The sequence below is a fragment of the Acidovorax sp. 210-6 genome (genome assembly GCF_010020825.1).
GTDB lineage: Bacteria > Pseudomonadota > Gammaproteobacteria > Burkholderiales > Burkholderiaceae_C > Simplicispira > Simplicispira sedimenti.
Genome location: NZ_JAACJE010000001.1, coordinates 2,154,182 through 2,178,063 on the forward strand (window position 1 = coordinate 2,154,182; position 23,882 = coordinate 2,178,063).

The window sequence follows — 23,882 nt, forward strand, 5'->3', positions numbered from 1 at the left end:
CGCAGATTATGAATAAAAAAAGCTTCCAGCGCTTGTGCATCAAGCGCTGGAAGCTATTGTTTTAGTAGTGAACTGTGACTAAACCGCGTCAACCCACCCACTTGCGCGCATTGCGCCACAGGCGCATCCAGGGGCTGAAGGCGCCCTGGCCACCGGCGGCGGCATGATCCATCCAGCTCATCTGGATGTTGCGGAACACGCGCTCGGGGTGCGGCATCATGGCCGTGAAGCGGCCGTCCGCGGTGGTCACCGCCGTCAGGCCGCCGGGGCTGCCGTTGGGGTTGAACGGGTACTGCTCGGTGGCCGCGCCCGTGTGGTCCACGAAGCGCATGGCGGCGATGGCCTTGTCGGCGTTGCCACGGTATTTGAAGTTGGCGTAGCCCTCGCCGTGCGCCACGGCGATGGGCAGGCGGCTGCCCGCCATGCCTTGCAGGAACAGGCTGGGGGATTCGAGCACTTCCACCAGCGACAGGCGCGCCTCGAAGCGCTCGCTCTGGTTGGTGGTGAAGCGCGGCCAGTCCTGCGCGCCGGGGATGATGTCGGCCAGTTCGGCGAACATCTGGCATCCGTTGCACACGCCCAGGCCAAAGGTGTCCTGGCGCGCGAAGAAGCCCTGGAACTGCTCGGCCAGCACCTTGTTGAAGGTGATGGAACGCGCCCAGCCGATGCCCGCGCCCAGCGTGTCGCCGTAGCTGAAGCCGCCGCAGGCCACGACGCCCTTGAAATCCTCCAGGCGTGCGCGGCCGCTCTGCAGATCGGTCATGTGCACGTCGTGCGCCTCGAAGCCCGCCTCGGTGAAGGCGTAGGCCATTTCCACGTGCGAGTTCACGCCCTGCTCGCGCAGCACGGCCACCTTGGGTTTGGCGAGGTTCAGGAATGGCGCGGCCACGTCCTGCGCGGGGTCGAACGTCAGGTGCACATGCAGACCGGGGTCGGCCGGGGCGCCAGCGGCGGCGTGCTCGGCGTCGGCACAGGCCGGGTTGTCGCGGCGCTGGCAGATCTTCCAGCTCACGGCGTCCCAGACCTGGTGCAGGTCTTCCAGCTTGGCGCTGAACACGCTCTTGGCGTCGCGCCACACCTGCAGCTCGCCCTTGCCCGCAGCGATGGGGCTGGACAGCGGCCGCGTCTTGCCGACGAAGTGGCTGCAGATGGACAGGCCGTGCTCACGCAGCGTCTGCATCACCTCGTTGCGCTCGCTCGTGCGCACCTGCAGCACCACGCCCAGTTCCTCGTTGAACAAGGCCTTGAGCGTGAGTTCCTCGCGGCGCGCGCTCACCTGGCCGGCCCAGTTCTTGGCATCGCCCGTGTCCATGCGGCTGTCGTGGATGCCGTCGCCCTCGGTGACCAGCATGTCCACGTTCAACGCCACGCCCACATGGCCGGCGAAAGCCATCTCGGCCACGGTGGCGAGCAGGCCGCCGTCGCTGCGGTCGTGGTAGGCCAGGATCTGGCCCTTGGCGCGCAGCGCGTTCACGGCGTTCACCAGGTTCACCAGGTCCTTGGCGTCGTCAAGGTCGGGCACGGTGTCGCCGGCCTGGTCGAGCACCTGGCCCAGGATGCTGCCGCCCATGCGGTGCTTGCCCCGGCCCAGATCGATGAGCACCAGGGTGGTGTCTTCCTCGGCCGCGTCGAGCTGCGGCGTGAGCGTGCCGCGCACATCCTGCAGCGTGGCGAAGCTGCTCACGATCAGGCTCACGGGCGAGACCACCTTCTTCTGCGCGTCACCATCCTTCCACTGCGTGCGCATGGACAAGCTGTCCTTGCCCACGGGGATGCTGATGCCCAGTTGCGGGCACAGCTCCATGCCCACGGCCTTGACGGTTTCGTACAGCGCGGCGTCTTCGCCGGGCTCACCGCAAGCGGCCATCCAGTTGGCGCTGAGCTTCACGCGCGGCAGTTCGATGGGCGCGGCAAGCAGGTTGGTGATGGCTTCGGCCACCGCCATGCGGCCCGAGGCCGGGGCATTGATGGCGGCCAGCGGCGTGCGCTCGCCCATGGCCATGGCCTCGCCGGCGAAGCCCTTGTAATCGGCCAGCGTGACGGCGCAGTCGGCCACGGGCACCTGCCAGGGGCCGACCATCTGGTCGCGGTGCGTGAGGCCGCCCACGGTGCGGTCGCCGATGGTGATGAGGAAGCGCTTGGACGCCACGGTGGGGTGGCTCAACACGTCGATCACGGCCTTCTGCAGCGGCACGCCGGTCAGGTCGATGGGCTGAAGCGGACGCTGCACGGTGGCCACGTCGCGGTGCATCTTGGGCGGCTTGCCCAGCAGCACGGACATGGGCATGTCCACGGGGAGCTTCTGGTCGGCGGCCTGGGCGGCGGGGTCGTGCAGCACCAGCTGGCGCTCCTCGGTGGCGGTGCCGATCACGGCAAAGGGGCAGCGCTCACGCTCGCAGAAGGCGCGGAACAGCTCCAGCGACTCGGGCGCGATGGCCAGGACGTAGCGCTCCTGGCTTTCGTTGGACCAGATTTCCTTGGGCGCCAGGCCGGATTCTTCGAGCGGCACGGCGCGCAGGTCGAAGCGTGCGCCCCGGCCCGCGTCGTTGGTCAGCTCGGGGAAGGCGTTGGACAGGCCGCCCGCGCCCACGTCGTGAATGGCCAGGATGGGGTTGTCCGTGCCCAGCGCCCAGCAGTGGTTGATGACCTCCTGCGCGCGGCGCTCGATCTCGGGGTTGCCGCGCTGCACGGAGTCAAAGTCCAGCTCCGCCGCGTTCTGGCCCGTGGCCATAGAACTGGCGGCGCCGCCGCCCATGCCGATGCGCATGCCGGGGCCGCCCAGCTGCACCAGCAGCGTGCCGGCGGGGAATTCGATCTTCTGCGTGAGCCGGGCGTCGATGCTGCCCAGGCCGCCCGCGATCATGATGGGCTTGTGGTAGCCGCGCTGCACGCCGCCCACCTGCTGCTCGTATTCGCGGAAATAGCCCGCCAGATTGGGCCGCCCGAACTCGTTGTTGAACGCGGCGCCGCCCAGCGGACCCTCGGTCATGATCTGCAGCGGGCTGGCGATGTGGCCGGGCTTGCCGCCGGGCAGGTCGGACGCGCCGCCCCAGAGCTTGGACACCGTGAAGCCCGTCAGGCCCGCCTTGGGCTCGGAGCCGCGCCCGGTGGCGCCCTCGTCGCGGATCTCGCCGCCAGCGCCGGTGGAGGCGCCGGGGAAGGGCGAAATCGCCGTGGGGTGGTTGTGCGTTTCCACCTTCATCAGCACATGCTGCAGAATGCTTTCCTTTTGATAGCTACTGGCGCTTATTTCTTGGGCGCTGGAGGCCATTTTTGCTACAAACCGCTCGACCTGGTGGCCTTCCATCACCGAGGCGTTGTCGGAGTAGGCCACCACGGTGTGCTGCGGGCTGGTCTGGTGCGTGTGGCGGATCATGCCGAACAGGCTTTTCTCCTGCGGCACGCCGTCGATGGTGAACTGGGCGTTGAAGATCTTGTGGCGGCAGTGCTCGCTGTTGGCCTGCGCAAACATCATCAGCTCCACGTCGGTGGGGTTGCGCTTGAGCCCCTGGAAGGCGTTGACGAGGTAGTCGATCTCGTCGTCGGCCAGCGCCAGGCCCCATTGGGTGTTGGCGGCCTCCAGCGCGGCGCGGCCACCGGCCAGCACGTCCACATGCTCCATGGGCTGGGGCGGCAGCTCGGAAAACAGCGCCTGCGCGTCGGCCAGGTCGAACAGCACGGACTCGGTCATGCGGTCGTGCAAGAGCGCGGCCACCTGGGCCAGTTGCTCTTGCGACAGCGTGGGGCGGCTCAGCAGGCCGTGCTGCATCTGCACGCGGTATTCCACGGCACGTTCCACACGGCGCACCTGCAGGCCGCAGTTGCGCGCAATGTCGGTGGCCTTGGAGGCCCAGGGCGACACCGTGCCCAGGCGCGGCGTGACGACGATGGCGGCGCCATCCAGCGGGCCCTGGTACGGGTCACCGTAGGTCAGCAGCGCGGCCAGGCGCTGGTGCTGCTCGGGCGTGGGGGGGGCATCCGTGGCCACCAGGTGCACGAAGCGCGCCGCAATGGCGGCAATCTTCGGGTGGATGGCTTCGAGTGCGGGCTGGAGTTGCTGGGCGCGAAAGGGGCTGAGGGCGTTGCCGCCCGCAATCGTGGTCAGGTGCAAGGTCACTTTGACGGCCTGGGTGGGTGGTGTGGGAGAGGAGGCGCCTGCAGGCAGGCGGTTTTGCGGCGTTGCCACGGGAACCCGCGATTTTACCGGGCGGTGCGAAGGGCTTGGGGCCGACACCAGCGTATCGCACGGGCCGATGGGATAATCCTGCCGCATGAGCATCACCATCAAAGACGCCGAGGGCATCGCTGGCATGCGCAAGGCCTGCCGCCTCGCCTCGGAAGTTCTGGACTACATCGCCCCGCACATCAAGCCGGGCATCACCACCGCTGAGATCGACCGCCTGGGCGCCGAGTGCATGGCCCGCCAGGGCACGCGCTCGGCCACCATTGGCTACCAGCCGCCGGGCTACCCGGCCTACCCGGCCTCGCTGTGCACCTCGGTCAACCATGTGGTGTGCCATGGCATTCCCAACGACAAGCCGCTCAAGAAAGGCGACATCGTCAACGTGGACGTCACCGTCATCACCGACGAGGGCTGGTACGGTGACAACAGCCGCATGTACCTGATCGGCGAATGTTCCATCGCCGCCAAGCGCCTGTGCGCCATCACCTTCGAGGCCATGTGGCACGGTATCGTGCAGGTCAGGCCCGGCGCACGCCTTGGCGACATTGGCCATGCGATCCAGAAGTTTGCCGAAGGGCACGGTTTTTCCATCGTGCGCGAATTCTGCGGCCATGGCATCGGCAAGAACTTCCACGAAGAACCGCAGGTGCTGCACTACGGCCGCCCCGGCACGCTCGAAGAGCTCAAGCCGGGCATGGTGTTCACCATCGAGCCCATGATCAACGCCGGGCGCCGTGACATCAAGGAGCTGGGCAATGACGGCTGGACCATCGTCACCAAGGACCACAGCCTGTCGGCCCAGTGGGAGCACACGGTGCTGGTCACGCCCACGGGCTACGAGGTGATGACGCTTTCCGAGGGCTCGCCTGCACTCCCCTCCTTCGTTACAGCCACAGCAACCTAAGATTCGCGCGCACGCTTCTTGCATGGGGTGACGCCATGACCGAACTCCAAGCCCTGCGCGACGCCTACCGCCAACACAAAGCCGCCCTGCTGGCCAGCCTGCAGGCCCAGGGCGCATCGACCCGTGGCATCCATGTGCTGCTGCGCAAGTTCTCGCGACTGGCCGACGGGTTGCTCACCACCCTGTGGCAGCGCGCCGGTCTGCCGCCCGGCCTGACCCTGGCCGCCGTGGGCGGCTTTGGGCGCGAGCAGTTGTTTCCGCACTCCGACATCGATGTGCTGGTGCTGCTGCCCACCGACCTGCCCGCACCGGACACGGTGCGCGAGCAGGTGGAGGCCTTCATCCGCAGTTGCTGGGATGCCGGGCTGGAGATCGGCTCCAGCGTGCGCAGCGTGGAAGAATGCCTGAGCGAGGCCGCCAATGATGTGACGGTGCAGACCTCACTGCTCGAAGCACGGCGCATTTGCGGCGACGCCGCCCTGTTTGCACGCTTTGAGCACCAATTTGGTGCGCAGCTCGACCCGCACGCCTTTCTGGTGGCCAAGACGCTGGAGATGCGCCAGCGCCACACCAAACACGAAAACACCCCTTACGCGCTCGAGCCCAACTGCAAGGAATCGCCCGGTGGCCTGCGCGACCTGCACCTGATCCTATGGGTGGCGCGCGCCGCCGGCCTGGGCAAGCGCTGGGACGAACTGGCCCACAGCGGACTGGCCACACCGTACGAGGTGCGCCAGATCCAGCGCAACGAGGCACTGCTGTTTCTCATCCGCGCACGCCTGCACGCCATGGCCGGGCGACGCGAAGACCGGCTGGTGTTCGACCTGCAGACCGCCGTGGCCGAATCCTTTGGCTACCGCTCGCAAACCCCCGAGGGCGCGCGCTTTCCGCTGCGCGCCAGCGAGACGCTGATGCGGCGCTACTACTGGGCGGCCAAGGCGGTCACGCAACTGAGCCAGATCCTGTTGCTCAACATCGAAGAACGCCTGAACCCGCCCACGCAGGCGCCCCAGCCCATCAACGCGCGCTTTCTGGACAAGAACGGTCTGATCGAGGTGGCCAGCGACGACCTGTACCAGCGCGACCCGCACGCCATCCTCGAAACCTTCCTGCTCTACCAAAGCTCCACCGGGCTGCAGAACCTCTCGGCGCGCACGCTGCGCGCGCTCTACAACGCGCGCGGCGTGATGGACGCCGCCTTCCGGCGCGACCCGGTGAACCGCGCCGCCTTCCTGCGCATCCTGCAGCAGCCCTCGGGCATCACGCACGCCATGCGGCTGATGAACCAGACCTCGGTGCTCGGGCGCTACCTCTGGCCGTTCCGGCGCATCGTCGGGCAGATGCAGCACGACCTGTTCCACGCCTACACCGTGGACCAGCACATCCTCATGGTGCTGCGCAATGTGCGGCGCTTCTTCATTGCCGAACATGCGCACGAGTACCCGTTCTGCTCGCAGCTCGCGGGCGGCTGGGACAAGCCCTGGGTGCTGTTCGTGGCCGCGCTGTTCCACGACATCGGCAAGGGGCGCGGCGGCGACCATTCGCAGATCGGCGCCATGGAGGCGCGGCGCTTCTGCCGCCAGCACTGCGTGGCGCGCGAAGACGCCAAGCTCATCGAATTCCTGGTGCGCGAGCACCTCACCATGAGCAACGTGGCGCAGAAGCAGGACCTGTCGGACCCCGACGTGATCACCGCCTTCGCCCAGCGCGTGGGCAACGAGCGCTACCTCACGGCCCTGTACCTGCTCACCGTGGCCGACATCCGGGGCACCAGCCCCAAGGTGTGGAACGCCTGGAAGGGCAAGCTGCTCGAAGACCTGTACCGCGCCACGCTGCGCGTGCTGGGCGGCCGGGCACCCGACGCACAGGCCATGATCGAGGCGCGCAAGCGCGAGGCCCTGGTGCTACTGGCCCTGAGCGCCCTGCCCTTCGAGGCGCACAAGAAGTTGTGGGACACACTGGACGTGAGCTACTTCATGCGCCACGAGGCCGCCGACATCGCCTGGCATACGCGCCACCTGTCACGCCACGTGGGCACGCAGCAGCCTGTGGTGCGGGCGCGCCAGTCGCTGGCGGGCGAAGGGCTGCAGGTGCTGGTGTACGCTCCCGACCAGAGCGATCTGTTCGCACGCATCTGCGGCTACTTTGACCGCGCGGGCTTCTCCATCCTGGATGCGCGCGTGCACACGGCCCACAACGGCTATGCGCTGGACACCTTCCAGGTCGTCAGCGCCACACTGCAGGGCCACTACCGCGAACTCACGCACATGGTGGAGAACGACCTCAGCCACGCCATCGTGCAGGGCGGACCCCTGCCCGAGCCGGGGCGCAAGCGGGTGTCACGCCGCGTCAAGAGCTTCCCCATCACCCCCCGCGTGACGCTGCGCCCCGACGAAAAGGCGCAACGCTGGCTGCTGGGCATCTCGGCCAGCGACCGCGCCGGCCTGCTCTACCTCGTGGCACGGGTGCTGGCACGGCACAACCTGAGCGTACAACTGGCCAAGGTCAGTACCCTGGGCGAGCGCGTGGAAGACACCTTCCTCATCCAGGGCGCCGAGCTGCAGAACAACCAGCGCCAGATCGAGATCGAGACCGAAGTGCTGGAGGCGCTGGCTGCTTGATGCGCAGGGACGGCGCTAGGGCCTGTTCACACTATTTTTACCAGATGCGTTGCGATCAAAAAGGGCCAGGCGCAAGATGCCAAACCCACGCCTAGATTGGCGCGGTTTGCACCGTGTTCGCACTGGTAATAATAGTGTGAACAGGCCCTAAGGCTGTACCAGCCCGTCCATGCGCACCACCTCGAAATTGCGGCCGGCCACCTGGCGCAGCTCGGACACCAGGCGGTCGTTGTTCCAGCGCTCATCCGGTGCACCACTGAGATACCAGTTCGAGCCGTTGTCCGCGACCATCATTCCGTAGGTCTTGAGGGCCGTGAGGATGGCGCGGGTTTCGCTCGAATAGCCCGCCGGAATGGCATAGCTGGCCTTCAGGCGCACGCGCATGCCCATGGGCGGCAGATCGGGGCTGGTGTTGCTCGACGCCCAGTGCGTGGCAGGCGGTACATACGCGCGGCGCGTGCGGCTGACCGTGAAACGCAGCGCGTGGCGTATGCCACCCGGGCCCAGCGAGGCCTCGTCGTAACGCACCAGCCCCGGAAAGATGGGCAGGCCCGCCGCATCGGCGCTGGTCCAGCGCGGCTGCGCCGTCGGGCGCACGTTGTTGCTGTCGAGGTGAAACACGGCGCCACCCGATGCGCGCCAACTGCCGTCGGGCTGGGGGTAGCTGTTGCCGGTTTCGTACAAGCGGTTGTTGTCGCGGTCGATGACGATCACATGCCTGTCGCCGCTGCTGGCCGGGCCGCCCTCGATGGGCGCGTTGGGCGGAAACGGATAGGGGCCCGGGTCACTCTCCGAAGCGTAGTCGGTGAACTGCACTGCCACACGCGCCTGCGTGCCCGCCACCACCACATAGGGAATGCCAATGGGTTGCCCCTGGTACAGCCCCGCGCCAAAGTCAGGATGCAGACCCCGGTCCAGGCCGATGCTGGCAATCAGCGCGTCGGAATTCGGATCGATGGGCCGGGCGCTGATGTCCGCATTCCATGCGTTGCTGGCAGGAAATGGCACGGCGCCGTTGAGCGATGCCCCCACCCCCAGCGCTGCGGCCCGCAGATCGCCATAGATCACGCCCGCAGGCGCCACAGGCCCTGGGGGATTGGTCGGCACCGTCGGCCCCGGAGCCGCAGGCGACTGCGGCTCCGCATCCTCGCTCCCCCCTCCACAACCAGCGAGCACCGCCCCAAGGCAGAGCCATGCAAGGTATTGGGGCAGGCAGCGCCAGCGCTGAACGGTGGGGGATGCGAAAATCTGCGTCACGGTGCACTCCTGAACGAACGGGCAGTGTGCCGCAAACCAGCCCCGCTGCGTAGGTGCTGCGCGCGTGCAAATTGTGCAAAAGCGTTTCAGCACCGGAGCGCAGAACAGGTCGCCTCGCCTGGCGCAGCAGCGCTACAACAGCACGATGTCGTACTGCTCTTGCCCCATGGACGCCTCGGCCTGGAGCGAAATGGGCTTGCGGATGAAATCCGACAACCCGGCCAGGTGCGTGCTTTCCTCGTCCAGCAGCAGCTCGATCACCTGGGGCGCGGCCACCACGCGGAACTCGCGCGGGTTGAACTGGCGGGCTTCGCGCAGGATCTCGCGCAGGATGTCGTAGGCCACGCTGCGCACCGTGCGCACCGCACCCCGGCCCTGGCAGCAGGGGCAGGGTTCACAGAGCATGTGGGCCAGCGATTCGCGCGTGCGCTTGCGCGTCATCTCCAGCAGGCCCAGTTGCGAGAAGCCCCCGGCCATGGTCTTGACGCGGTCACGTGCCAGGTGCTTGCGCAGTTCGGCCAGCACGGCATGCTGGTGGTCTTCACGCGCCATGTCGATGAAGTCCACGATGATGATGCCGCCCAGGTTGCGCAGGCGCAATTGGCGGGCTATGGAGCCCGCCGCCTCCAGGTTGGTCTTGAAGATGGTGTCGTCGAAGTTGCGCGCGCCCACGTAGCCGCCGGTGTTCACGTCGATGGTGGTGAGCGCCTCGGTCTGGTCAATGATGAGGTAGCCGCCGGACTTCAGATCGACACGCCGGCCCAGCGCGCGGGTGATTTCCTCGTCGATGGCAAAGAGGTCGAAAATCGGCCGCTCGCCTTTGTAGTGCTGCAGCTTGGCCGCCGCCTGGGGCATGAATTCCTGACCAAAGGCACGCAGGCGATGGAACTGCTCCATCGAGTCGATGCGTATGCTTTGCGTGTGCTCTCCGACCAGATCGCGCAGCACGCGCTGCAGCAGGTCCAGGTCCTGGTGCAGCAGCGAGCCTGCACTCTGGCGCAGCGCCGCCTCCTTGGTGCGCGCCCAGGTCTTGCGCAGGTAGGCAATGTCTTCGGCCAGTTCGGCGTCGGTGGCGTCTTCACCGTTGGTGCGCAGGATGAATCCACCCCCACCGCCGGTGGATTTGTCACCCACCAGCGCCTGCAGCCGCTCGCGCAGGGCCTCCCGGTCGGCCAGGGGGATTTTTTGCGAGACGCCCACATGGTCGTCCTGCGGCAGGAACACCAGCAGCCGCCCGGCGATGCTGATCTGCGTGGACAGGCGCGCACCCTTGCTGCCAATGGGGTCCTTGATGACCTGCACCATGAGCGGCTGGCCCTCGAACACCTGCTTTTCGATCGGCACGGGCGGATCGTTGCGGCGCGCAAACAGGGGCGGCTCGCCCCCCTCCTGGCGTTGCCAGACATCGGCCACATGCAGGAAGGCGGCGCGCTCCAGGCCGATGTCGATGAAGGCCGACTGCATGCCCGGCAGCACGCGCGAGACCTTGCCCAGATAGACGTTGCCCACCAGGCCGCGCTCCAGCGTGCGCTCGATGTGCAGCTCCTGCACGGCGCCGTGCTCCACCACAGCCACGCGGGTTTCCTGGGGCGACCAGTTGATGAGGATGTCTTGTTGCATGGCGGTGGGTTCAGAAGCGCAGGCCCGCCTGGCGCAGGAGTTGCGCCGTTTCATACAGCGGAAGGCCCATGATGCCTGAATAACTGCCGCTGATGTGGGCAATGAATGCGGCTGCCGGGCCCTGGATGCCGTAGGCGCCCGCCTTGCCCAGGGGTTCGCCCGTGGCCACGTAGGCGTCGATCTGTACGGAGTCCAGTTCAGCAAAGCGGACATGCGATACCGACAGCGCCGCAAAGCGCTGCGCCCCCGCCTGCACCGCCACCGCCGTGAGCACGCGGTGCTCCTGGCCCGAAAGCTGGGCCAGCATGTGCCGGGCGTCGTCAGCGTCCAGCGGCTTGCCGAAGATGCGATCGTTCAAGGCCACGGTGGTGTCCGAGCACAGGATGGGCGCCGTCGGCAGCCCCCGGCGCGCCAGGCGTTGCACGGCGGCGTCCAGCTTGAGGGCAGTGACCCGCTCCACATAGGTGGCGGGCGGTTCACCGGGCAGCACGAGCTCCAGGGCCTCGGTGTCCTCTGCCACATCGCCAGGCGCGTTGGGCACCAGCAGGCGGTGGGGCACACTGATCTGTTCCAGCAACTGGCTGCGCCGGGGACTTTGCGAGGCGAGGTAGATGAAATCAGGCATGGGCCAATTCTAGATGAAATATGCCTCCAGCGCCCGTCCGACAAGCGCCTATAGCTATGATTTTTATAGCACACAAGGCCTGTGCGCCGGTGCTATTCGCGGTGGTACGGGTGTCCTGCGTTGACGGACCAAGCGCGGTAGAGCTGCTCGATCAGCAGCACGCGCACCATGGCGTGCGGCAGGGTCAGGTCGGACAGGCGGATGCGCTCGTGCGCGACCTGGCGGAACTCGGGCTCCAGGCCATCCGGGCCGCCGATGACCAGGGCCACGTCGTCGCCCTCCAGCTGCCAGCTTTGCAGCCGCGCTGCCAGGGCCTTGGTGGTAAGGGCCGTGCCACGCTCGTCCAGCACCACCGTGCGTGCACCGCGGGGAATGGCGGCTTCGATGCGCTCGCGCTCGGCCGCCATCAGCGCGGGCACCGACTTGGAGCCGCGCGTTTCGGTCTTGACGGCCTTGAGCTCCACCTTCAGCTCGGGCGGAAAGCGCTTGGCGTAGTCGTCGTAGGCGGTTTGTGCCCAGTCGGGCACGCGCTGGCCCACGGCAACGATCAGCAGCCGCATGCGGGCGCTCGATCAGCGCTTGTCTGCGCTCTTGCGGGCGGGTGCCTTGCGGGCCGGGGCCTTGGCAGCGGTACCCGTCTTGCCCGTGGACTTTGCAGCGGACTTGGCAGGTGCGGCGGCCTTGCGTGGCTTGACCACCAGCTTCTGCACAGGGGTGCTGTCGGCCTGCGGCTTGGCGCTGCGCGGGGCCGCTGCCTTTTTGGCGGGTGCCTTCTTGGCTGAGGCTTTGCTCGCGGGCTTGGATGCCGTGGCCTTGGCAGCCGACTTGGCGGCGACAGGCGCTGCCGATTTGGCGCTGCGCTTGGCCGGGGCCTTGGGCTCTGCCGCCAACTGGGCGGCGGCCTTCCTGGCTGCGGCTGCCGGGCTCAAGGCCTTGGCTGCGGTCTTGGTGGCAGCGGTGGTCTTGGCAGCAGCCTTCTTGGCTGGGGCTTTTTTCACCGCCACAGGCTTGGGCGCGCCGAGTTTGAGTCGCACCGGCATTTCGCCCCACAGTTCTTCGAGCCGGTAGTACTGGCGGATGGTGGGCTGCATGATGTGCGCCACGGCGGCGCCACAGTCCACGATGATCCACTCACCGTTGTCCTCGCCTTCGACGCGCGGCTTGGGAAAACCGGCATCCTTGACCTTGTCGCGCACGCTGGCGGCCAGGGCCTTGGTCTGGCGGTTGGAGGTGCCCGACGCCACAATGACCCGCTCGAACAGAGGCGACAGATGCTCGGTGTTGAAGACCTGGATGTCTTGCGCCTTGACGTCTTCGAGCCCGTCCACAATGGCCCGTTGGAGTTTGACGATGTTCTTTTTGGCAGCGGATTCCGAGGTGGTGGTAGTGGTCATCAGGCGATGGTGGGTGAAGTGATGGGGGTCAATATAGCGCGCATTGGCGGGGGTCACCAGCGCAATGGCCCGCAGGTGTTGCGCATGCGCGCCGCTGGATTTTTGAGGTGTTTTTGGCCTCTGGGGCAATAGACACGAGCGCTATAAGCTACTGATTTTATAGTGATCGCCATAGAACCTGTTCACGGTCTTTTCATGGGGTACGCAAGGCAGCAAACCGCCACGATCCAGGCGCCTGCCGCAGCCCATGCTGGCAGCCTGGGCAAGGCGGGCAACAACGAGCGTGGCGGTTTGCTGCCTTGCCCGAAGGGTTGCCCCGCAACGTACCTCATGAAAAGACCGTGAACAGGTTCTCACAACCAGTCGCGCCGCACCAGAAAGCGCTGGGTCAGCTCGGCTTCGGGCGAGCCTTCGGCCGCCTCGCGCCGGTAGCTCCAACCCGCCAGCGGCGGCATGGACAGCAGGATGGATTCGGTGCGCCCGCCCGACTGCAGGCCAAAGTGCGTACCCCGGTCCCAGACCAGGTTGAACTCGACATAGCGGCCGCGCCGGTAGAGCTGGAAGTCGCGCTCGCGCTCGCCGTAGGGCGTGCCCTGACGCCGCTCCACGATGGGCAGGTAGGCGCTCAAAAAGGCATCGCCCACGGCTTGCGTCATGGCCAGGCTCTGCTCGAAGCCCAGTTCGGCGAAGTCGTCGAAGAACACACCGCCCACGCCGCGCTGTTCGTCACGGTGCTTGAGGTAGAAGTACTCGTCGCACCACCGCTTGAAGCGCGGGTATTTGTCGTCGCCGAACGGCGCCAGCGCGTCGCGGCAGGTGCGGTGGAAGTGCACCGCATCCTCCTCGAAGCCGTAGTACGGCGTGAGGTCCATGCCGCCACCGAACCAACAGGTGGGTTCCTGGCCCGGGTGGCCGGCGGCGATCATGCGCACGTTCATGTGCACCGTGGGCACATAGGGGTTGCGCGGGTGGAACACCAGCGAGACGCCCATGGCCTCGAACGGCGCGCCGGCCAGCTCGGGGCGGTGCTGGGTGGCCGAAGGTGGCAGCTTGGGGCCGCGCACATGCGAGAAACCGCAGCCCGCGCGCTCGAACACGCGGCCGCCCTCGATGATGCGGGTGATGCCGTCGCCCTGCAGCGCCTCACCAGGCTCCTTGCGCCAGGGATCGGTCACGGCGCGCGCCCCGCCCTCGCCTTCCAGGTCCTCCAGCGCGGCGATGATGCGCGCCTGCAAGTCCATCAGCCAGGCGCGCACGCGCGGCACGGCGTCACTGTGCGGTGCGGTGCTCATGGGTTCTTGATCGCGCGGTGGCCGATATCGTGGCGGTACTGCGCACCGTCGAAATGGATGCCACGCGCCACATCGTAGGCGCGCTGCTGGGCCTGCTTGACGCTGTCGGCCAGCACCGTCACGCACAGCACGCGGCCGCCGCTGGTATGCGGCACGCCGTCCTTGAGCTCGGTGCCGGCGTGGAACACCATGGCATCGTCCGCATCCTGCGGCAGGCCGGTGATGGCATCGCCCTTGCGCGGCGCCTCGGGGTAACCGTGCGCGGCCATCACCACCCCCAGGGCGGGGCGGCGGTCCCATTCCAGCTCGACCTGGTCGAGCTTGCCATCAATGGCCGCACCCAGCACGTCCACCAGATCGCTTTTGAGGCGCATCATGATGGGCTGGGTTTCAGGGTCGCCCATGCGGCAATTGAACTCCAGCGTCTTGGGATGGCCCTGGGCGTCGATCATGAGGCCGGCGTACAGGAATCCGGTGTAGGGAATGCCGTCTTTTTCCATGCCACGGATGGTAGGCAGGATGATCTCGCGCATGGCGCGGGCGTGCACATCGGCCGTGACCACGGGCGCGGGCGAATACGCGCCCATGCCGCCGGTGTTGGGGCCCTGGTCGCCGTCCTTGAGGCGCTTGTGGTCCTGGCTGGTGGCCAGGGCGGCGACGTTCTTGCCGTCGCACAGCACGATGAAGCTGGCTTCCTCGCCTTCGAGGAACTGCTCGATGACGACACGCGCGCCGCCTTCGTTGTGCGTCACGCCGTACTTGTTGTCCACCAGCATGAAGTCCACGGCGTCGTGGGCCTCCTGCAGGGTCATGGCCACCACCACGCCCTTGCCGGCCGCAAGGCCGTCGGCCTTGATGACGATGGGCGCGCCCAGGCGGTCCACGAAGGCGTGGGCCGCAGCCGGGTCGGTGAAGGTGTCGTAGTCGGCCGTGGGGATGCCGTGGCGGCGCATAAAGGCCTTGGAGAAGGCCTTGGAGCTTTCCAGTTGCGCGGCGGCCTTGGTGGGGCCGAAGATGCGCAGGCCATGGGCGCGGAACTCATCGACCACGCCCGCGGCCAGAGGCGCCTCGGGGCCCACAACCGTGAGCGCAATCTTTTCCTTCTGCGCCCACTCGCGCAGCGCGCGCACGTCGGTGATGGCGATGTTTTCGAGGTGGCTGGAGAGCGCCGTGCCGCCGTTGCCCGGCGCCACGAAGACGCGCGTGACCTTGGGCGACTGGCTGAGCTTCCAGGCGATGGCGTGTTCGCGGCCACCGCCGCCAATGACGAGTACTTTCATGGGGGGCTTTATTTACAGTGCGGCGTTGTGGAAGACGTCCTGCACGTCGTCCAGGTCTTCCAGGATATCCAGGAGCTTTTGCATGCGGGCGGCGTCGTCGCCCGTCAGTTCGATGGTGACATCGGGGCGCATGGTCACGTCGGCCGCATCGGGCGTGAGGCCGGCAGCCACCAGGGCGTTCTTCACCGCCTCGAACTCGGCGGGTGCGGTCAGCACCTCGATGGCGCCATCGTCATCGGTGACCACGTCGTCAGCGCCGGCTTCGAGCGCCACTTCCATGACCTTGTCTTCATTGGTGCCGGGGGCGAAGATGATCTGGCCCACGTTCTTGAACTGGAAGGCCACCGAGCCTTCGGTACCCATGTTGCCACCGTGCTTGCTGAAGGCGTGGCGCACTTCGGCCACGGTGCGCACACGGTTGTCGGTCATGGTGTCCACGATGATGGCCGCGCCGCCGATGCCGTAGCCCTCGTAGCGGATTTCCTCGTAGTTCACGCCTTCGGCATTGCCCGTGGCCTTGTCGATGTTGTACTTGATGCGATCGGCCGGCATGTTGGCGGCTTTGGCCTTTTCGATGGCCAGGCGCAGGCGGGGATTGGCCGAGGGGTCACCGCCGCCGGTGCGCGCGGCGACGGTGATTTCACGGATGATGCGGGTCCAGATCTTGCCGCGCTTCTCGTCCTGGCGGCCCTTGCGGTGCTGAATATTCGCCCATTTGCTGTGTCCGGCCATGGGAAATCCTTTGTATTGATTTAATCTACCGGCCAAGATTTTACTTTTGCCTGCGCTCATACCCCCGAGGAAACCCGAAATGGCCGAACCCCTGCTGATTGCCAAGCACGCCTCCATCGAATGCCACCTGCTGCCTGGCCTGGCCAACCGCCACGGCCTGATCACGGGCGCCACCGGCACGGGCAAGACGGTGACGCTGCAAACCTTGGCCGAGAACTTCTCGCGTATTGGCGTGCCCGTGTTCATGGCCGACGTGAAGGGCGACCTCACCGGCATGAGCCAAACCGGCCACATTCCCGAAAAAATGGCGGCCGTGCTCAAAGACCGCGGGCTGGAGCAGCCCACCACACAGGCCTGCCCCGTCACCTTGTGGGACGTGTTCGGCGAACAGGGCCACCCGGTGCGCGCCACCGTGTCGGACATGGGCCCGCTGCTGCTGGGCCGCATGCTCAACCTCAACGAAACGCAGTTGGGTGTGCTCAACCTGGTGTTCAAGATCGCCGACGACAACGGCCTGCTGCTGCTGGACCTGAAGGACCTGCGCGCCATGCTCCAGTACGTGGGCGACAACGCCAAGGAGTTCACCACCGAATACGGCAACATCAGCGCCGCCAGCGTGGGCGCCATCCAGCGCGGTCTGCTGCAGATCGAGCAACAGGGCGGCGACAGGTTCTTCGGCGAGCCCATGCTCGACATCCAGGACTTCATGCAGACCGACACCCACGGCCATGGCGTCGTCAACATCCTGGCGGCCGACAAGCTCATGAACTCGCCGCGCCTGTATGCCACCTTCCTGTTGTGGATGCTGTCCGAGCTGTTCGAGACCTTGCCCGAAATCGGCGACCCCGAGAAGCCCAAGCTGGTGTTCTTCTTCGACGAGGCCCACCTGCTGTTCAACGAAGCGCCCAAGGTGCTCATCGAGCGCATCGAGCTGGTGGTGCGCCTGGTGCGCTCCAAGGGTGTGGGGGTTTATTTCGTCACGCAGAACCCGCTCGACATCCCCGACAGCGTGCTGGCCCAGCTGGGCAACCGCGTGCAGCACGCGCTGCGCGCCTTCACGCCACGCGACCAGAAGGCCGTGAAGGCCACCGCCACCACCATGCGCCAGAAGCCGGGCCTGGACATCGAGACCGCCATCACCGAACTGGCGGTGGGTGAAGCGCTGGTGAGCTTTCTCGACGCCAAAGGCCGCCCCAGTGTGACCGAGCGCGTGTACGTGCTGCCACCGGGCAGCCAGATCGGCCCCATCACGCCCCAGCAGCGCCAGGCCTTGATGGCCGGCTCGCTCGTCGCGGGCGTGTACGAGAAGGTGGTGGACCGCGAATCGGCCTACGAAAAACTCAAAGGCCGCGCTGAGCAGATGGCCGCACAGGCACCCGCCAACGGCAAGGGGGCCGCCACGGCTCCCCAGGAAGAAGGCGGTCTGCTGGGTGGGCTCAACGACGTGCTGTTCGGCTCCACCGGCCCGCGCGGCGGTCGGCGCGACGGGCTGGCCCAAACCATGGCCAAGTCGGCCGTGCGCACCATGGGCACCACCCTGGGCCGCGAGATTTTGCGCGGCGTGATGGGGAGCATCTTCGGTGGGCGCAAGCGCTGAAAGCCCACATGACCGGCTTTGAATGGCTGCTGTTGCGCTGCGCGCGCTGGCTCTGGCCTGCGTTTGCGGGGGCCTGGGTCCTGGGCCTGCTGTGGGGTCTGGCGGGGAGCGCCCAGCCTGGAGGCGACTGGCTGCTTCCCTTTGCACTCAGTGCGTTGGCCACCCTCGCGCTGACCCGCTGGGCCGACGCCGTGCGTGAGCGCTTCATCCGCGAAAGTGCCCTGCCCCATTCGCTCAAGCGCAAACTGCGCGAGGCTTTCCCCCACCTCACCGCCAAGGACGTTGAACTGGCCGAACGCGCATTGCGCCAGTTCTTCATTGCCACCCTGCGCAGCAAGGGCCAGTACACCGCAGTACCCACACGGGCCGTGGATGTGATTTGGGCTATGTTTGCCCACAACGCTGCGGCCTATGCGACCTGGTGCCGCTCGGCACTGGGGTATGTGCCCGAGCATTCCCCAGCGCAGGTTCTTGGCAAGAAAGCGCACTACAACGACGGCCTGCGCCGTACCTGGTACTGGGCCTGTTGCGACGAATCCATCGACCCGCGCAACCCCAGCCGCCTGCCGCTGCTGTTTGCCATTGACACCAAGCTCGACATGCCCGATGGGCTGCGCTATGCAGCGCGCCCTCCCGCTGGCCCCTTGGCGTCCGCCGCACAGGCGTTTCACTATGGCACCAGTTTCTCTGAAGGCGGATTCAGCGGCCGCGCCGAAGATTTTGCGGGCGTGGAGCCGCAGAGAAAGTTTTCCAGCCTGTGGAAAGGCCGCCAAGAGGCCGACGGTGTTGCCTGGGGTGACAGCGACCACGGCGATGGCAGCGATGGCAGCAGCGCGGACGGAAGTGGCGCGGACTGAGGCCCCGCCACGGGCCCCATCGTCAGTCCAGGCCGCCAGCATTCAATTGCTATTTTTTTGATAGCTATTGCCGCTTATTGAATGGGCATTGCAAGCCATTTCTTTGCAAAATCTCTGCATGCAGTCTAAGATGGCCCACATCGGCACCACCACCCTGTTTCAGGGATCAGACGCCATGGACGCTTTGTTTCCTATCGCTCCTCCCAGCCCTGCATCCGTGCTGCAGGCGGCCAATCGCCTCAAGGGGCTGGTTCACCGCACACCCATCCTGCGGTCCACGGCCGCAGATGAGAAGTACAGCGCGCAGTTTTTCTTCAAATGCGAAAACCTGCAGCGCACGGGCTCTTTCAAGTTCAGAGGTGCATTCAACACCTTGGCGCAGTTGAGCGACGCGCAGCGCGAGCGTGGCGTCATCACCTTCTCGGCGGGCAACCATGCCCAGGCACTGGCCTTGGCCGCGCGGCTGCTGGACATGCCCGCATTGGTGCTCATGCCCGAGACGGCGCCCAGTTCCAAAATGGCTGCAACGCGCGAATACGGTGCCCAGGTGCTCACCTACGATCCCATGACCGAAGACCGCCAGGCCATCTGTCAGCGCCTGGCGCTGGAGCGCGGAATGACGCTGGTACCTCCCAGCGAACACCCCGAGGTCATTGCAGGCCAGGGAACTGCGGCGCTGGAGCTGCTGGAAGATGTCCCCTGCCTTGACATCTTGCTCGTACCTGTCGGAGGGGGTGGCCTGATTGCAGGCAGCCTGCTGGCGGTGCAGGCGGCAAACTCCAACTGCCGCGTTGTGGGCGTGGAACCCGAGCATGCCAATGACGCCCAGCAATCCCTGCGCACCGGCCAGATTGTGCAAATCCCCTTGCCGCGCAGCACGATCGCCGATGGCGCACAGGCACAGGCCTTGGGACCACTGGCCTTCGGCCTGATCCGCAAGCATGTGGAAGACATCGTGACCACCAGCGACGCGAGCATGGTGCAGGCCATGCGCTTTTTTGCGGAGCGCATGAAGCAGGTGGTCGAGCCAACGGGCGCCCTGGCCTTTGCCGCTGCCAACGCTGCCGGATTGGATCTGCACGGTGCACGGGTGGGCGTTTTGATCAGCGGTGGCAACGTCGATTTGCCGCGCTATGCACGCTTTCTGGCAGACTGACGGTTTATCGCATTCTGTAACACCTGTTTCCCCATGCCTTCCATGAGCAACGTCCACGTCATCGACCACCCGCTGGTGCAGCACAAGCTGACCCTCATGCGCAAGAAAGACGCCAGCACCAACAGCTTCCGCCGCCTGCTGGGCGAGCTCTCCACCCTGATGGCCTACGAAGTGACACGCGACATGCCGCTGCAGGACATCGAAATCGAAACCCCGCTTGAGCGCATGACCGGCAAGGTCATTGATGGCAAGAAGCTGGTGCTGGTCTCCATCCTGCGCGCGGGCAACGGCTTCCTCGACGGCATGCTCAACGTGGTGCCCGGTGCCCGCGTGGGCCACATCGGCCTGTACCGCGACCCGGCCACGCTGCAGCCCGTGGAGTACTACTTCAAGATGCCGTCCGAGATGGACGAGCGCGACATCATCGTGGTGGATCCCATGCTGGCCACCGGCAACTCGGCCGCCGCCTGCGTGGACCGGCTGAAAAAGCTCAACCCCCGTTCGATCAAGTTTGTCTGTCTGCTGGCCGCGCCCGAAGGCATCGCCACGCTGCAAAAAGCCCACCCCGACGTGCCGATCTACACCGCAGCCATCGACCGCGAACTGAACGACCACGGCTACATCCTGCCCGGCCTGGGCGATGCGGGCGACCGCATCTTCGGCACCAAATAGGTACCAGGGCCCCAGAGCCTTCCGCATGGTGTGCACCATGCGCCTGTGGGGCACTGACATCCACGCTCCACCCATGAACACCCTGCTCCGCTCCCTTTCTGCCGTCCGCTCGACCGCCCCCCTGCCCGGAGTACGCGGATGGCTGGGCGCCACCGCCCTGCTGCTGGCCACCAGCGTGCCCGCGCATGCCGAATCCCCCGCCGCGCTTTTCCAGCAGCACTGCGCCGCCTGCCATGGCGCCGGTCGGCTCGGCCAGTCGGCCCCTGCGCTGCTGCCCGAGAGCCTCACGCGCCTGCGCAAGGCCGAAGCCCTGAAGGTGATCCGCGAAGGCCGCGCCGCCACACAGATGCCCGGCTTCGCTGGTCAGCTCACCGAGGCACAGATTGCCGCGTTGGCAGAGCACATTTACACCCCCGTGGTACCCGCACCGACGATTACCGAGGCCGACATCAAGGCCTCGCGCATCGTCCAGCATGCGCCGGGCAGCCTGCCCGACAAGCCCGCGCCCGTGTTCCAGGGCGTGGACATGATGAACCTTTTCATCGTGGTGGAAACGGGCGACAACCATGTCACCGTGCTCGACGGTGACAAGCTCGAACCCATCCACCGCTTCGCTTCGCGCTTCGCGCTGCATGGTGGGCCGAAATTCACGCCCGATGGACGCTATGTGTTCTTCGCGTCGCGCGACGGCTGGATCACCAAGTTCGACATCTGGAACCTGCAGGTGGTGGCCGAGGTGCGCGCGGGCATCAACACGCGCAACCTGGCGGTCTCGGGCGATGGCAAGTACGTGGCCGTGGCCAACTACCTGCCGCACACGCTGGTGCTGCTCGACGCCGATCTGAACCTGCTCAAGGTGCACAAGGTGTTGAACAAGGACCGCACGCAAAGCTCGCGCGTCTCGGCTGTGTACGACGCCGCGCCGCGCCAGAGCTTCATCGCAGCGCTCAAGGACGTGCCCGAGGTCTGGGAGATCAGCTACAACCCCAAGGCCGACGACGTGCCTATCGGCGTGATCCACGATTTCCTTTACAAGGAAGGCGCCTTCATTCCGGGCTTCCTGAACCCGCGCCGCACCTACCTGTCGGAGCCCATCGACGATTTCTTCTTCACCCAGAGCTACGACGAGCTCATGGGCGCGAGCCGCGAGGCCGGCAAGGGCCAGGTGATCCACCTCGACGTGCGCAAGAAGATCGCCAACCTGCAGCTGCCCGGCATGCCGCACCTGGGCTCGGGCATCACCTGGAAGTACCGTCCCGAGCCCGGCGCACCCGAGCGCACCGTGATGGCCACGCCCAGCCTGCACGAGAGCCAGGTCACGGTGATCGACCTGGAGACCTGGAAAACCGTCAAGACCATCCCCACGCTGGGTCCCGGCTTCTTCATGCGCAGCCACGAGAACACGCCCTACGCCTGGACGGACTCGATGATGTCGCCCAAGGCCAAGGACACGCTGCAGGTGATCGACAAGCGCACCCTGGAACGCGTGGCCGACATCCGCACCGACCCGGGCAAGACCCTCGCACACGTGGAGTTCACGCGCGACGGCAAGTACGTGCTGGCCAGCCTGTGGGAGCGCAAGGCCGACGGCGGCGCCATCATCGTCTTCGATGCCGCCACCTTCAAGGAGGTCAAGCGCATCCCCATGGACAAGCCCGTAGGCAAGTACAACCTGCACAACAAGATCACGCGCTCCGAAGGGACCAGCCACTGACGAAAGGCACCCACCCACAAAAAAACCGCACCCCAAAGGGTGCGGTTTTGCATTGCATGGGGCCCCACCTTGGCAGGTGGGACGCACAGTACATCAATACACGTCGTGCTGCGTGTTATAGACGTTGAAGTGGCCCGTGGGGGTGATCAGGCGCGGATCCTTGATGACCTTCTTGAGCTTGAGGGTCTTGTCGTCCACCACCACAATGGCGCTCTCTTTGTTCTTGGCAGACCAGACAGAGAACCACACTTCGTCGCCCGCCTTGTTGTACTCGGGCTGCACCACGCGCTTGGCACCGTCGTCCTTCAGGCCAGCCCATTCGGCGATGGGCAGCGTCTTGTAGCCCTTGTCCAGGTTGTTGATGTCGTACACCACAATGGACTGGGACACGGCGGGATCCGGATTCAGCGGGGCATCAGACCACAGGTTCTTGGACTTGGGATGGCTCTTGACGAACAGCGCACCACCGCCAGGGCCCTTGAGCTTGGCCACTTCCTTCCAAGCGTACTGCTTGTGCTTCTTGGGGTCGGTGCCGATCAGGGAAATGGTTTCGTCACCCAGGTGGCCTGTAGCCCAGACGGGGCCAAACTTGGGGTGGTCGAAGTTGGCACCACGCCCAGGGTGCGGAATCTTGCCCACTTCGACCAAGCCTGCCAGTTTGCCATCCTTGGTGTCAATGGCAGCAATTTTGTTGCTCTGGTTGGCAGCCACCATGAAGTAGCGCTTGGACGAATCCAGGCCGCCATCGTGCAGGAACGGGGCAGAGCCGATTTCGGCGATCCGGAGCACGTCGATGTTGGAGTAGTCCACCAACAGGGTCTTGCCCGTCTCCTTCACGTTCACGACAAACTCGGGCTTGTAGTGGGATCCCAGAATCGAGGCCACACGGGGCTCAGGATGGTATTCCTGCGTGCCCACCACCATGCCGCGGGTGGACACGATCCGAAGCGGCTCCAACGTGTCGCCCTTCATGATGGTGAACTGGGGCGGCCAGTAGGTACCGGCGATGGCCAGTTTGTCCTTGTAACCCTTGGCCTTGGAGGTTTCCACGGAGCGGGCCTCCAGACCAACACGGATTTCGGCCACGTTATCGGGCTTCTCCATCCACAGGTCGATCATGTTGATCTTGGCGTCACGACCAATCACGAACAGGTAGCGGCCCGATGCCGACATGCGCGAGATGTGCACCGCGTAGCCAGTCTTGATGACGTTGATGATTTCCTTGGTGTCGCCATCGATCAGCGCAATCTCACCCGCATCGCGCAGCGTGGTCGAGAAGATGTTCTCGATGTTGTAGTTGTTCATCTTCTTCGTGGGACGCTTTTCGGGCGGCACGATGACTTTCCACGATTTCTTGGCGTCGGCCAGGCCCCACTCGGGTGGCTGGGGCGGCTCGTGCTGGATGTAGCGCGCCATCAGATCCACCTGCTCTTCGGACAATTCACCCGAGGTTTGCCAGTTGGGCATGCCTGCGGGCGAACCGTAGGCAATGAATACCTTCAGGTAGTCGGTGCCCTTGGCGACCGTCAGATCAGGGGTCAAAGGTTTACCAGTGGCGCCTTTGCGCAGCACTCCGTGGCAACCTGCGCAGCGCTCAAAGTAAATTTTGCGCGCAGCCTCAAACTCCACCAGCGACATGGGCGGCGCCTTGGGGTTGGTGCTTTGCACCATCGGGGTGGCAGTCAGCGGGGACGTACCAGCCTGGTAGTTCCGCTCAACCTCAGAAACACCCTTTTGCTCTTGTGCAGACGCACCAAGCGCAAAAGTCGCGAGCACAACAGCCGCGACACTCGTGGGTCGGAAATATTTCATGCGATAGCTCCAAATACTCAGTTGTTGGGTTGACCACTGGCGCAGCCAACATCTCACCGGCTGATGTTCCCCCGCCGCAAGACATTCGGGAATATAGAAAGGCCAGCACAAAGCGGGCTGATCTGCATCAACCGAGTAAACAACTCAGATAATTTTGTCGCTCTCT

17 protein-coding genes are annotated in these 23,882 nt (G+C 65.7%); 7 read left to right on the forward strand and 10 right to left on the reverse strand.

All coding sequences use genetic code 11. The annotated features are described in order from the left end of the window. Window positions 1-88: 88 nt before the first annotated feature. Window positions 89-4,117: a phosphoribosylformylglycinamidine synthase gene (gene purL, locus GWK50_RS09950; RefSeq protein WP_162018077.1), complete on the reverse strand. Its 4,029-nt coding sequence runs from the start codon at window positions 4,115-4,117 to the stop codon at window positions 89-91. A gap of 154 nt (window positions 4,118-4,271) precedes the next feature. Between purL and map the strand changes: the two genes are divergently transcribed. Both map and GWK50_RS09960 read left to right on the forward strand, forming a co-directional pair. Continuing rightward, the gene (gene map / locus GWK50_RS09955) at window positions 4,272-5,087 is read left to right on the forward strand and encodes a type I methionyl aminopeptidase (protein ID WP_162016362.1); all 816 of its coding nucleotides are present in this window, start codon (window positions 4,272-4,274) and stop codon (window positions 5,085-5,087) included. A 35-nt stretch (window positions 5,088-5,122) separates the two neighbouring features. Further along, complete coding sequence (locus GWK50_RS09960) at window positions 5,123-7,708, forward strand: [protein-PII] uridylyltransferase (protein ID WP_162016363.1); 2,586 nt, start codon at window positions 5,123-5,125, stop codon at window positions 7,706-7,708. Window positions 7,709-7,855: 147 nt separating this feature from the next. Here the strand turns inward: GWK50_RS09960 and GWK50_RS19865 are convergent, their stop codons facing one another. The 8 genes from GWK50_RS19865 to GWK50_RS10000 all read right to left on the reverse strand — a co-directional run bounded on the left by GWK50_RS19865 (window position 7,856) and on the right by GWK50_RS10000 (window position 15,908). Beyond that, window positions 7,856-8,965 (reverse strand): hypothetical protein, encoded by a 1,110-nt coding sequence (locus GWK50_RS19865; protein ID WP_242455346.1) that lies wholly within the window; start codon window positions 8,963-8,965, stop codon window positions 7,856-7,858. A 132-nt stretch (window positions 8,966-9,097) separates the two neighbouring features. Further along, window positions 9,098-10,585 carry a ribonuclease G gene (gene rng / locus GWK50_RS09970; protein ID WP_162016364.1) on the reverse strand — a complete coding sequence of 496 codons (1,488 nt, stop codon included), beginning with the start codon at window positions 10,583-10,585 and terminating at the stop codon, window positions 9,098-9,100. 10 nt (window positions 10,586-10,595) lie between these two features. After that, complete coding sequence (locus GWK50_RS09975) at window positions 10,596-11,210, reverse strand: Maf family protein (protein WP_162016365.1); 615 nt, start codon at window positions 11,208-11,210, stop codon at window positions 10,596-10,598. A gap of 92 nt (window positions 11,211-11,302) precedes the next feature. Then, window positions 11,303-11,770 (reverse strand): 23S rRNA (pseudouridine(1915)-N(3))-methyltransferase RlmH, encoded by a 468-nt coding sequence (gene rlmH / locus GWK50_RS09980; protein ID WP_162016366.1) that lies wholly within the window; start codon window positions 11,768-11,770, stop codon window positions 11,303-11,305. A gap of 12 nt (window positions 11,771-11,782) precedes the next feature. Then, window positions 11,783-12,604: a ribosome silencing factor gene (gene rsfS / locus GWK50_RS09985; RefSeq protein ID WP_162016367.1), complete on the reverse strand. Its 822-nt coding sequence runs from the start codon at window positions 12,602-12,604 to the stop codon at window positions 11,783-11,785. 353 nt (window positions 12,605-12,957) lie between these two features. Beyond that, entirely contained in the window at window positions 12,958-13,896 is a 939-nt protein-coding gene (hemF, locus tag GWK50_RS09990; RefSeq protein ID WP_162016368.1) for an oxygen-dependent coproporphyrinogen oxidase, read from the reverse strand. Then, complete coding sequence (purD, locus tag GWK50_RS09995; protein WP_162016369.1) at window positions 13,893-15,176, reverse strand: phosphoribosylamine--glycine ligase; 1,284 nt, start codon at window positions 15,174-15,176, stop codon at window positions 13,893-13,895. The genes hemF and purD overlap by 4 nt, the downstream gene beginning before the upstream one ends. 12 nt (window positions 15,177-15,188) lie before the next feature. Next, on the reverse strand, window positions 15,189-15,908 hold the full coding sequence (locus tag GWK50_RS10000; RefSeq protein WP_162016370.1) for a YebC/PmpR family DNA-binding transcriptional regulator: 720 nt from the start codon (window positions 15,906-15,908) through the stop codon (window positions 15,189-15,191). A gap of 79 nt (window positions 15,909-15,987) precedes the next feature. On the opposite strand from GWK50_RS10000, the gene GWK50_RS10005 reads away from it, so the two are divergent. From GWK50_RS10005 to GWK50_RS10025, 5 genes are all read left to right on the forward strand, one after another. Further along, window positions 15,988-17,505 carry a helicase HerA-like C-terminal domain-containing protein gene (locus tag GWK50_RS10005; RefSeq protein ID WP_162016371.1) on the forward strand — a complete coding sequence of 506 codons (1,518 nt, stop codon included), beginning with the start codon at window positions 15,988-15,990 and terminating at the stop codon, window positions 17,503-17,505. An 8-nt stretch (window positions 17,506-17,513) separates the two neighbouring features. After that, the gene (locus GWK50_RS10010; protein WP_162016372.1) at window positions 17,514-18,362 is read left to right on the forward strand and encodes a hypothetical protein; all 849 of its coding nucleotides are present in this window, start codon (window positions 17,514-17,516) and stop codon (window positions 18,360-18,362) included. A gap of 175 nt (window positions 18,363-18,537) precedes the next feature. Next, window positions 18,538-19,518: a threo-3-hydroxy-L-aspartate ammonia-lyase gene (locus tag GWK50_RS10015; protein ID WP_162016373.1), complete on the forward strand. Its 981-nt coding sequence runs from the start codon at window positions 18,538-18,540 to the stop codon at window positions 19,516-19,518. Between the two features lie 42 nt (window positions 19,519-19,560). Then, window positions 19,561-20,190 (forward strand): uracil phosphoribosyltransferase, encoded by a 630-nt coding sequence (gene upp / locus GWK50_RS10020; protein ID WP_162016374.1) that lies wholly within the window; start codon window positions 19,561-19,563, stop codon window positions 20,188-20,190. A gap of 73 nt (window positions 20,191-20,263) precedes the next feature. Continuing rightward, entirely contained in the window at window positions 20,264-21,904 is a 1,641-nt protein-coding gene (locus GWK50_RS10025; protein WP_162016375.1) for a nitrite reductase, read from the forward strand. A gap of 93 nt (window positions 21,905-21,997) precedes the next feature. Here GWK50_RS10025 and GWK50_RS10030 read toward each other — a convergent pair whose 3' ends face one another. Then, window positions 21,998-23,716, reverse strand: a complete 1,719-nt coding sequence (locus tag GWK50_RS10030) for a nitrite reductase (RefSeq protein WP_162016376.1) — start codon at window positions 23,714-23,716, stop codon at window positions 21,998-22,000. Window positions 23,717-23,882: the final 166 nt, after the last annotated feature.